This is a genomic window from Parasphingorhabdus sp. (assembly GCF_036964675.1).
Taxonomy (GTDB): domain Bacteria; phylum Pseudomonadota; class Alphaproteobacteria; order Sphingomonadales; family Sphingomonadaceae; genus Parasphingorhabdus.
In genome coordinates this window covers 1-10,484 of record NZ_JBALTF010000055.1, presented here as the reverse complement: position 1 = coordinate 10,484, position 10,484 = coordinate 1, and the positions used below count along the sequence as shown (strand labels likewise).

Sequence of the window (10,484 nt, the reverse complement as noted above, 5' to 3'; positions counted from 1 at the left end):
CTTGCCCATCTCGCTCACCCGCGGGTCGGCAACGATAACCTTGAGGCCGCGTTCCTTGGCATCGCGCAGACCGCGGGATGGCGAGGATGTCGGCATGCCGCCGGAATAGTGGGAGACAATCGGATTATTGCCGACAAACATCGCGACATCGGATTCGGTGAAGGCGTTGCCGCCGCCCATCCACATGCCATAGCGGGCGGTGGTGAAGACCTTGGCCGGTTGATCGACGGTGACGCTGGTATACCAGTTGCGCGAACCGATGCCCTGGGCAAAGGCATAGGAAGTGCCCAGAACGGCGCTGTTCTGGAAAGCGTTGGTGCCGCAATAGACCGCGATGCTGTGGGGGCCGTGTTCCTCGACCATTTTCTTCATCTGCGCGCCGGCCAGTGCCAGAGCATCAGCAGTCGCGATATCCTTGAAGCTGCCATCGGGCTGGCGAATCTTGCTGGTGATCATCCGGTCGGGAAGATTGTGCATATCGGGAAGCTGGCGGCCCTTGATGCAGGTATAGCCATTGAACAGATGATCCTGCTTGTCGCCTTTGACAGACAAAATCTTGTCATTTTCGACTTCAACAACCATCGCGCAGCTGGCGTGGCAAAAACGGCAAAAACTACGTTTCGATTCGACGGCCATGAATCTCTCCTATTTGTGGAGATTATTAGGCATGGTTGTTGCGGTAAGCGACTGACAAAAATGCTCGGAAAAATACTATTTCAGCTCAAAATCCCTAGAATAGCGTTGCCCGCTATCGGCGCATTTCAAAATCAACCACTATTGCGCAGTGCGGTGGCAATGGCATTGAGCGATAATTGAATGCCTTCGCCGATGCGCGGATCATCTTCCCCGGCGCGCAGGCGTTTCATCAGCTCGATCTGCAGATGGTTGAGCGGCTCGATATAGGGCAGGCGCAATTCGATGCTGTTGAACAGGGAAGGGGTCTTGGCCAGCAGATGCGGCTGGTCGGTGATGTCCAGCAATATATCGCGCGTCTGATACCAGCTGGAACGGATGCGACCGAAAAAGGCCTGGCCCATGTCCTGATCCTCGACCAGTCCGGCATAGCGGGCGGCGATGCCCATGTCGGACTTGGCCAAAACCATTTCCATATTGGACAGTGTCGCCTGAAAAAATGGCCAGCTTTGCGCCATATCCTTCAGCTTGGCCTTGTCGTCAAAAGCCGCGAGCGCCTGACCGACGCCATACCAGCCCGGCAGCATCACCCGCGCCTGTGCCCAGCTGAACACCCATGGAATGGCGCGCAAATCTTCAATCTTGTCGCTTTTTGTGCGGCTGGCGGGGCGCGAACCGATTTTCAGTTTGGCAATTTCCGTCAGCGGCGTCATTTGTCGGAAAAAGGTCCGGAACGCATCGTCGCCATAGACCAGATCGCGATATTCGGTGAACGCGACTCCGGAAATTTTATCCATCGCCGCCGCGAAATCGGCCTGGACCTTGCTGTCCGTCCGATCAGGCTCCAGCGAATTGATCAACACCGCCGATGTCATCGCTTCCAGATTGGCTTCCGCGACATCCTCTGTGCCATATTTTGCGGCGATCACTTCACCCTGTTCGGTGATGCGGATGCGGCCGGCGACGGTTCCCTTGGGTTGTGCCTTGATTGCCCCGAAGGCTGAGCCGCCACCTCGGCCCACAGCTCCGCCGCGTCCGTGGAACAGCTGCATTTTTATGCCAGCCTTGGCGAATATCGGAGTCAGAGCATCGCTCGCCTTGAACAGGCTCCAGGTCGAGGTCAGATAGCCGCCATCCTTGTTGCTGTCCGAATAGCCGATCATCACTTCCTGATGTCCGCGGCCCTTCGCGAGAGCATGCATTTCCGGAATGGCGAAGAAATCGGTCATCACTTCGGGTGCATTTTCAAGATCGGCTACCGTCTCGAACAGCGGCACCGCCATGACCGGGCAGGAGGGTGCTGCATTATCTTCTGTCGGCGCGTGATAGAGACCCGTCTCCATCAACAGGACATAGACCTCCAATATGTCGGAAACGCTTTCGCCGTTGCTGATATTATAATTGGTGATGACGTCGGGGCCATATTTGCGATGCGCTCCGGCGGCGGCACGGATGATCGACAATTCTTTTGCCGTTTCTTCGCTATAGGCGATCCATGGGCTGGCCAAAGGACGGTTATTGGCCAATTCTGTGCGCAGGCGTTTGACGCGTGCCGCTTCGTCAAGGGCCAGATAATCAGCCTCAACCCCGGCTTGCTTCAGCAGTTCGGCGACCACCCGTTCGTGGACCTTGCTGTTCTGGCGCATGTCGAGGGTGGCGAGGTGGAAGCCGAACAGTTCGACCGTGCGGATCAGTCTTCCCAATGCGCCTGATGTGGCGAAGACGCCCTTGCCGGCCGATTTGAGGCCGTGCGCTAGGATGACAAGTTCCTCGCGCAATTGCTGCGGATTGTCATAGGGTTCGGCTGCAATTGGCGACATGCGGCCCGGTACATGGTCGCAGAGTTTGAGATGGGTCGCCGACAGTCTGGCGTATATGCCTGACAGCGCGCGGCGATAGGGTTCGTCCTTGCGGCTGAGCGCATCGTCACCGCTGGCCTCGGCGAGCGCGATGACCGCTTCGGGCACTTCGGCCAGTTCGGTGGATATGGAGAGCTCGGCACCCAATGTATGAACACACATAAGATAATAGCCGATCACGGTTTCGGCCGCGCGCGACAAGGCTTCCTCCATCGCGCCTGCGTCGACAAAGGGATTGCCGTCCCGGTCGCCGCCAATCCAGCTGTTGAGCTTGAGGAAACTGGGCAGGCGCTCGCCCAATATCCGTTCCCATTTAGCATAGAGCCGGGGTAGAACCGGCAGGAATACATCCTTCATATAGCTTTGTGAAATCTGCACTTCGTCGGTGACGAACAGCCGCTCGCGGCGCAGTGGACGGGTCTGCCAGAGCAAGGCAATCTGGCGCATGATCGCTGCGTCGAGCATGTCGCCTTGCGGGGTTTCGCTGTCTCCGGCATCCTTCATCAGCAGAAGTTCGGCAATCCGGGATTTGTGATCGATGATGCTCTTGCGCCTGACTTCGGTCGGATGGGCGGTCAGCACCGGCGCAATCAGCGCATCATTGAGCAGCTTCAGGATCGCTTGTCGGTCAACCCCTTCGCTGGCGAGCAATTCGATCGCCTCGACCACCGTAGCGCCTTTTTCTGCTGCCACGCCCTGGCGATCCTCGGCAAGATTGGCGAGCAGGGAAAACAGCATGAAGCCGCGGACGAAGGCCAGCGTTTCGTCCAGACTCAGCGCATCGAGACCCGGGTCAATCGCGTCGGCATCGGCCAGACCCCGGTGCCGATCAACGCTGGTTGACCGGATATATTCGGTGCGCTGGTATAATTCCTCCCCGCCATAGGAGCGAATGACATCACCGAGCAATTTGCCGAGATATTTGATGTCGGGATTCTGGCGGACGGTGAGGGATTGGGTCATCCAAAGATGCTGCACTGCGGTGTCGCGGCGGTCAAGAAATTCTGTGTGCTTGCGACAATAACTTCTAGTGCATTATCTGCATAATATATTGGGAGAACGGTCGGGACCGAATGCTGGAGGCAACATGGACAGATATCCGGATCAGAAGGAAATAATTCAAAATTTCGGGAAATAATGAGTGCGGAGGGCAATAGAATCTGAATTTAACAAGACTCAATAGTTACTTAAACAGGGAAATTTGTTAACCAGATCTTGCTATCATTATATTTCAAGGAGATTATCGATGGCGAGAATCATATATGCGGAGGATGACGAATTGGTCGGTGAGATCGTTCGCGATACACTGATGGACGAGGGCCATGCCGTGGGCGTGATTGGCGACGGTATCACCGCGCTCAAGGTCGCCAAGCTCAAAGTTCCCGATCTTATCATTCTTGATTGCAGCATGCCTGGCATGGGCGGAGTCGAGGTTGTTCGCCGGATTCGCAACCATCACGAACTATTCGCCACACCGGTGCTTATGTTGACCGGAAGATCGTCCGCTGCCGACGAACGCATTGCGTTGGAGGCGGGTGCGACGGAATATCTGAAGAAACCTTTTGATCCCGACGAACTGGTGGTCATTGTTGAACATATGCTTGATGATGTTCAAAAGCGGAAAGAAACGCAAAAACTGCCGATGCGATCCTTCTGATCTTCAGTTGCAGGGCTTATGGCAGGCTAACTTTCCAGCTCGATATCCCAATATAACCAGTCGTGCCACGTATCGTGAAGGAAATTGGGCGGGAAAGCCCGGCCATGTTCCTGCAGATGCCAGCTGGTCGGTTTGATCGGACGGTTGGCGAGCTGCATATGCGCTTCCTTGGGCGTCCGGCCGCCTTTCTTGAGGTTGCAGGGCAGGCAGGCAGTGGCGACATTTTCCCAGGTCGTGCGCCCTTTCTGGCGGCGCGGGATGACGTGGTCAAAGGTCAGATGCTCGGGTGATCCGCAATATTGGCACTCGAACTTGTCACGCAGAAACAGGTTGAAGCGGGTGAAGGCCGGATATTCCGACGGTTTGATATATTTTTTCAGCGCAATCACCGACGGGATTTTCATGTCGAGATTGGGGCTGTGCACTTCACGCTCATAGCTGGAGACTATGTCGACCCGGTCGAGAAACACCGCCTTTATCGCGGTTTGCCAGGGCCACAGGCTGAGCGGATAATAAGACAGAGGCGTATAGTCTGCGTTGAGGACGAGCGAGGGGCAGCTTTCCGGATGCCTTTGCAGGTCGGGGTGATACATAAGCGCTTGCCTCCCTTGTCCTTTACTGTCCACTCTTTATGCCTAGGAACATGACATGACTATTACACAAACAACAATATCCGGCTTATGACGTCAAGTACGCATTTAAACCGAGATATTGTGGTGCGTTTTGCCCCTAGCCCCAACGGATTGTTGCATTTGGGTCACGCTTATGCGGCGATGGTGGCGCATGACTATGCTCGCGAAAGAGGCGGGCAGTTTCTGCTGCGGATCGAGGATATTGATAGTGGCCGCAGCCGGCCGCATTTTGTCGAGTCGATTCTGGCCGATTTGCAATGGCTCGGGCTGCAATGGGACGGCGATGTGATTTTTCAGTCTGACCGGCTGGAAAGCTATGCCGGGGCCGTCGAACGGCTGCAGGCGATGGATTTGCTCTATCGCTGTTTCTGTACGCGGACGAGCATGCGGCAAGCGCAGGCAGATGATTCGCAGGCAGAAGGTCCGAATGGTCCGATATATGCCGGGATCTGTCGCCATTTGAACCCGGAACTGGCCAGGCAACGGGCGGCAACAGAGCCGCATTGCTGGCGTCTTGATGTTGCCAAGGCGATTGCCATGACCGGGCCACTGGAATGGCTGGACGAACGGCATGGCAAGCAAGTGACCTGCGCGGAAAAGCTGGGTGATGTCGTTCTTGTGCCAAAGGATATGCCGGTGGCCTATCATCTGGCGGTGACGCTGGATGATACCCGCGATGGAATTACCCATGTGGTGCGTGGTGACGATCTGTTCGCGTCTACCGATATCCACCGCCTGCTGCAGGCGCTGCTGGATTTGCCGACACCGGTTTACTTCCATCACCCGCTGCTGCTCGATGCAAGCGGGGCAAAACTCTCAAAAAGCCGCGATTCTGCCTCTTTGTCCGTATTGCGGACAGCGGGTCGCAGCGGCTATCAACTAATCGAAGAGTTGAGGCAGGGAATCTTCCCGGTTGGCATCTCTCTTTCGTAAGCTTAAGGTGCATATATGAGCTATATTTTGATATTGATGATCATCGCAGCGGCAGGTGCTGTTGTTTACGCCCTCGTGCGCGGGCTGATTGCCTTCGCCAATATGGAGCCGGGCGACGTCGATGCAGACGGCATCACCGCGTCGCACAAGAAACAGAATGAAATGATGTTTGCCCGTGTCAAATATCAGGCGATTGCGATCGTGCTGGTGGTGATATTGCTGGCTGTGGCGGGTGGCCAGAGCTAGGCCGCTTCCCCGATGGTAAAGCTCAACAAAATCTACACAAAAACCGGCGATGACGGCACCACCGGGCTGGTCGACGGATCGCGGATTGCCAAGAATGATCCGCGGATGGCGGCGATTGGCGATGTTGATGAACTGAACAGCGCGCTTGGTGTAGCGATTTGCGAAATCACCGATGATGCGCTGGTTCAGCAATTGCGTCTGGTCCAGAATGACCTGTTCGATCTCGGCGCGGATCTGGCAACGCCGGCCGAAGCGGGGAATGATTTTGCCCCTTCAGAAATGGTGCTCCGGATCGTGTCATCGCAGGTAGAGCGGCTGGAAAAGCATATTGATGCAGCCACGGCCGACCTTGATCCGCTCACCAGTTTTATTCTGCCTGGCGGTGCGCGCGCCGCTGCTGCCGTTCATCTTGTCCGGGCCGTGGCCCGGCGGACCGAGCGGACCTGTGTTGCCGCTGGCAGAGACATGCCGCTCAACCCGCGGGCACTGGCCTATATCAATCGCCTCTCGGACTATCTGTTCGTCCTCGGACGGGTGCTCAATGGTGGCGGGAAAGACGATATTCTATGGGTGCCGGGAGCATCCCGCTAGGCCGCAGTTGTGCGGCGATTTGTGTCTTTTTGCAACCAACTGGCGCAAATATGCGCTGTTGACCTGTTCATTGTTCGCTCTATGTTCTGAGCAGAACCAGAATATCCACTGGAGTAGGATTGATCGTCAGCCAACCACAACGCCCGTTGCCGCCTTTGGCTGACGCAGACTATATTCCCCGATCGAGTGGCCTGCTCGATCGTTTCAGGGATGTCAGACACCATTCGGTTGGTCTTGCCGAAGGTTTGAGCGATGCCGATGCCACCGCACAATCGATGGATGATGCGTCCCCGACAAAATGGCATCTGGCCCATACCAGCTGGTTTTTCGAGACTTTTTTATTGCGAGACCATGTCGCCGGCTATCGCTTGTTTGACGAGGCCTACCCCTATTTGTTCAACAGCTATTATGAAGCCGAAGGGGCAAGGCATGCGCGGCCAGAGCGAGGCTTGCTGACCCGCCCTTCGCTGACAGAAGTGATCGACTATCGCAGCCATGTCGATGGCGCGATGGTAGAAGCGATGGCCGATTTTCCCGAGGCGCTGCTCGATCTGGTTGAGCTCGGCCTCCATCACGAACAGCAGCATCAGGAATTGCTGCTCACCGATATTCTCCATCTCTTCTCGCGCAATCCGCTGAAGCCTGCCTATTCCAGCAAGGTGCCAGATCGCGCCGCTGATCCCGGGCCATTGCAATGGATCGAAGGCGGGACCGGCATTCACCAGATCGGACATGATGGCTCGGGCTTTGCCTTTGATTGCGAAGGGCCGCGCCACGATCTGCTGCTCCATCCGCATGCGATCGCCAATCGTCCGGTGACCAATGGCGAGTGGCTCGCGTTCATCGAGGACGGCGGCTATCGCGATGCTCGCCACTGGCTGTCCGATGGTTGGGCGTGGGTCCAGAACGAACATATTGAAACCCCATTATACTGGAACCGGACGAGCGATCAGCAATGGGCGGAATTCGGATTGGCGGGCAATCACAGTCTCGACCTGTTCGCGCCCGTCAAACATATCAGTCTCTACGAAGCCGATGCTTATGCCGCATGGGCTGGCGTCCGTTTGCCGACCGAAGCGGAATGGGAAGTGGCGGCCGGCCAAGGATTGCCGAACAGCGGTTCGGTCTGGGAATGGACTGGCAGCGCCTATCGGCCCTATCCCGGTTTCAAACCCGCCGAAGGGGCGGTGGGCGAATATAATGGCAAGTTCATGTCCGGACAGTCGGTCCTGAAAGGTGGCAGCACCGCCACTTCACCCGGCCATATCCGGCCCAGCTATCGCAATTTCTTCTACCCCCAACAGCGCTGGCAGTTCACTGGCTTGCGGCTTGCAAAAGACCTTTAGGGTCAAGGATTTCTATCATGGATATGACCACCGCCATCGTCGATCATACATTCCGCAAGGATGTGAGACGCTGTTTTGAGAACCAGACTTATGCGATTCCGGCGCGCTGGCTTTATGACCGGCGCGGTTCGGAGTTGTTTGAAGAGATTACCGAGCTTCCCGAATATTATCCGACCCGCACGGAGACCGATCTACTCAAAGCAAACGGACCCGCCTTCGCCGCATCCGTGGGCCCGAAACGGGCCGTGATTGAATTTGGTTCGGGCAGTTCGGTCAAAACCCCGCATTTGCTGAAGGCGATTGATCCTGCCGCCTATGTGCCGATTGATATTTCAGGGGAGTTTCTTGAACATAGCGCATCGCTGCTTCAGGCCGAATTTCCGGACCTGCCGATATATCCGGTTGAGGCCGATTTCATGAAGCGCGTGGCATTGCCCGAGGCCGTTGCAGACATGCCAAAGCTAGGGTTCTTCCCTGGCTCGACGATTGGCAACATGATCGCCCGCACCTCGGTTGATCTGCTCCGCTTCATGCGGGAAACATTGGGTGAAGGCGCGCAGCTTCTGATTGGTTTTGACCGGATCAAGGACATCAAGACGCTGGTTGACGCTTATGATGATGCTGCCGGGGTGACGGCGCAATTCTCGCTCAATCTTCTTCACCGGATCAATCGCGAACTGGACGCTAATATTCCCTGTGAGACATTCCGGCATTTGGCTGTCTGGAACGATCTCTATGCAAGGGTTGAAATCTATCTGGAGGCACTGGCTGATGTACAGTTTTCGATCGACGGACATGGTTATGAAATGGTCGAGGGTCAGAAAATCCACATCGAGAACAGCCACAAATATGGTTTGCGCGATGCCCGCCTGATGTTGCGGGCTGGCGGCTGGACGCCGCTGCACGAATGGAGCGACGAGCAAGACTATTTCACGCTCATGCTAGTTGAAGCGCACCCTTACAAGCACGCACCCTGATATTCAGTCGGCTGCCGGCACGGCCTTTTCCAGTTTACGATATTGCGCCCGCCAGGTGGTGATCCATTCATAGGCGCCGCGACATTCAGGCATCGCGCTGGCATCGATCAGACGGAATTTGTCCCCATCCCAGACATAATTTTCCGCGCTGCCGCAATCGCCGAGACCGCGCCCCTTGCCATAGCTGCTGATCGTCTGGTCCTGTTCGTCCCAGCTGGCGTTGACCAGCACAGGATCGGTGCCTTCGCCGCCCCAGCTGGGTTGACGGTCAAAATTGGCCGGGGCGAAAGTCCAGCCGCTGGTGGCGCGTTCATTTGCGATATATTCCCCGACATAAGGCGCGCTGGAAAAATTATAGGCTCCCGAGCCGCAGGAAATCAGCACCAGCGCCCGGAACCTGTTTTCGCGCTTGCCAAGCGGGAAGACTTGATCCTCAACCACCCCATAGCGCTCGTCCTTGCATTTTGAATTTTCGACCAGCGTGATGATATCGCTGGTTTCCGGTACCAGTTCGGCAGCGTCCCAACGGTCGACCATGATCGTCGGTATCTTGTTATTCGCGGGCTTAAAAGCGCGCGACCCTCTCGCAACCAGCGCCGTATCGGTTCCGGCACGCTGCTGTTTCTGGTCGATATAGCGCAAGGCGGCTGATGAACCGGCCAGCGAAATCCGGGTGATATTTTCATCGGCTGGGCCCTGCAAGACAAGCTGCTTGCCTTTGACAATGGCTGCAGCCACTTTTTTGGCATCCTCGCCGACAATCTCGATCGGATAGTCGCCCTGCACAATCGGGCCGGTGTCGACCAGACGGCCGTCAACGATCATCTTGTAGCGATCCATATCCTTGGCTTCGAATGAAATATGGATCTTGAAAATATCATCGCTGCCTGCGGTCCGGATGATCGAGACCGGACCTTCCCAATCATCATAGTCTGCGCCACCGACTTCCGGCACCAGCGAGACCGCCTGACAATTTCCGCCATTGTCGCAGCCGACGGCCCAGTCCCCGAAGGTCCGGATTTCACCCGGCTGCGGCGCCGGCATTGCGGCAGCAGCGGCGATTGTCGCAAATATTCCAGCGATGAAAGTCATTGGCAGCATAATTGCAATCTAGCCAGTTTGGCGGATACTCGCTAGTGGCTTGTTAAATGATGAAGAACAGCTCGAAAGGCATGAAATGAAAGCAATTGGCATTATCGGATCGGGGCAAATGGGCGCCGGTATCGCTCAGGTTTCCGCCCAGGCAGGCTATCATGTCTATCTTTCGGATGTCAGCATGGAGATCGCCGAACGCAGCAAGGCCGGTATTGCCAAGCAGCTGGCGCGGCTGGTTGAAAAGGAAAAGATCGAACAACAGGCCGCCGACACCGCGCTCAGCCGGATTGAACCGATCGTCCAGCTCGATCCGATGGCCAATGCCGATATCATCATCGAGGCAGCGACCGAACGGGAAGAGGTGAAGCGTCAGATTTTCGCAGCAGCCTCTGAAGTTCTCGGCCATCAGGCAATTCTCGCCAGCAATACATCGTCAATATCGATCACTCGGCTGGCGCAGTCGGTCAAGGACCCGGCCCGCTTTGTCGGCGTGCACTTCTTCAATCCGGTGCCGC

General features: G+C 56.3%; 11 protein-coding genes. 7 read left to right on the top strand and 4 right to left on the bottom strand.

What is annotated here, in order from left to right:
• A partial coding sequence (locus V7665_RS10205) for a molybdopterin-dependent oxidoreductase (protein ID WP_335664432.1) occupies positions 1 to 636 on the bottom strand: 636 nt, incomplete at its 3' end.
• A gap of 131 nt (positions 637 to 767) precedes the next feature.
• Positions 768 to 3,455: a phosphoenolpyruvate carboxylase gene (gene ppc, locus V7665_RS10200; protein WP_335664431.1), complete on the bottom strand. Its 2,688-nt coding sequence runs from the start codon at positions 3,453 to 3,455 to the stop codon at positions 768 to 770.
• A 283-nt stretch (positions 3,456 to 3,738) separates the two neighbouring features.
• On the opposite strand from ppc, the gene V7665_RS10195 reads away from it, so the two are divergent.
• The gene (locus tag V7665_RS10195; RefSeq protein ID WP_335664430.1) at positions 3,739 to 4,149 is read left to right on the top strand and encodes a response regulator transcription factor; all 411 of its coding nucleotides are present in this window, start codon (positions 3,739 to 3,741) and stop codon (positions 4,147 to 4,149) included.
• A gap of 26 nt (positions 4,150 to 4,175) precedes the next feature.
• Here V7665_RS10195 and V7665_RS10190 read toward each other — a convergent pair whose 3' ends face one another.
• Entirely contained in the window at positions 4,176 to 4,742 is a 567-nt protein-coding gene (locus V7665_RS10190; protein ID WP_335664429.1) for an HNH endonuclease, read from the bottom strand.
• Positions 4,743 to 4,829: 87 nt separating this feature from the next.
• Here V7665_RS10190 and gluQRS point away from each other — a divergent pair, with 87 nt between their 5' ends.
• From gluQRS to egtD, 5 genes are all read left to right on the top strand, one after another.
• Complete coding sequence (gene gluQRS / locus V7665_RS10185; RefSeq protein WP_335664428.1) at positions 4,830 to 5,714, top strand: tRNA glutamyl-Q(34) synthetase GluQRS; 885 nt, start codon at positions 4,830 to 4,832, stop codon at positions 5,712 to 5,714.
• A 15-nt stretch (positions 5,715 to 5,729) separates the two neighbouring features.
• Positions 5,730 to 5,960, top strand: coding sequence for an HIG1 domain-containing protein (locus tag V7665_RS10180; protein WP_335664427.1), 231 nt, complete (start codon positions 5,730 to 5,732; stop codon positions 5,958 to 5,960).
• A gap of 12 nt (positions 5,961 to 5,972) precedes the next feature.
• On the top strand, positions 5,973 to 6,551 hold the full coding sequence (locus tag V7665_RS10175; protein WP_335664426.1) for a cob(I)yrinic acid a,c-diamide adenosyltransferase: 579 nt from the start codon (positions 5,973 to 5,975) through the stop codon (positions 6,549 to 6,551).
• A 155-nt stretch (positions 6,552 to 6,706) separates the two neighbouring features.
• Entirely contained in the window at positions 6,707 to 7,897 is a 1,191-nt protein-coding gene (egtB, locus tag V7665_RS10170) for an ergothioneine biosynthesis protein EgtB (RefSeq protein WP_335664442.1), read from the top strand.
• Between the two features lie 17 nt (positions 7,898 to 7,914).
• A complete protein-coding gene (gene egtD / locus V7665_RS10165; RefSeq protein ID WP_335664425.1) occupies positions 7,915 to 8,874 on the top strand; it encodes an L-histidine N(alpha)-methyltransferase in 960 nt (319 codons plus the stop codon).
• Between the two features lie 3 nt (positions 8,875 to 8,877).
• Here the strand turns inward: egtD and V7665_RS10160 are convergent, their stop codons facing one another.
• A complete protein-coding gene (locus V7665_RS10160; protein ID WP_335664424.1) occupies positions 8,878 to 9,975 on the bottom strand; it encodes a DUF1176 domain-containing protein in 1,098 nt (365 codons plus the stop codon).
• Between the two features lie 76 nt (positions 9,976 to 10,051).
• Between V7665_RS10160 and V7665_RS10155 the strand changes: the two genes are divergently transcribed.
• Positions 10,052 to 10,484, top strand: a 433-nt coding sequence (locus V7665_RS10155) for a 3-hydroxyacyl-CoA dehydrogenase family protein (RefSeq protein ID WP_335664423.1), incomplete at its 3' end; no start/stop codon positions are given.

Bases quoted from the DNA above. Each gene is read 5' to 3' on its own strand.
- V7665_RS10195 (WP_335664430.1), top strand. From the start codon at position 3,739: ATGGCGAGAATCATATATGCGGAGGATGACGAATTGGTCGGTGAGATC.
- V7665_RS10160 (WP_335664424.1), bottom strand. From the start codon at position 9,975: ATGCTGCCAATGACTTTCATCGCTGGAATATTTGCGACAATCGCCGCT.
- V7665_RS10190 (WP_335664429.1), bottom strand. From the start codon at position 4,742: ATGTATCACCCCGACCTGCAAAGGCATCCGGAAAGCTGCCCCTCGCTC.
- ppc (WP_335664431.1), bottom strand. From the start codon at position 3,455: ATGACCCAATCCCTCACCGTCCGCCAGAATCCCGACATCAAATATCTC.
- egtD (WP_335664425.1), top strand. From the start codon at position 7,915: ATGGATATGACCACCGCCATCGTCGATCATACATTCCGCAAGGATGTG.
- V7665_RS10180 (WP_335664427.1), top strand. From the start codon at position 5,730: ATGAGCTATATTTTGATATTGATGATCATCGCAGCGGCAGGTGCTGTT.
- gluQRS (WP_335664428.1), top strand. From the start codon at position 4,830: ATGACGTCAAGTACGCATTTAAACCGAGATATTGTGGTGCGTTTTGCC.
- V7665_RS10175 (WP_335664426.1), top strand. From the start codon at position 5,973: ATGGTAAAGCTCAACAAAATCTACACAAAAACCGGCGATGACGGCACC.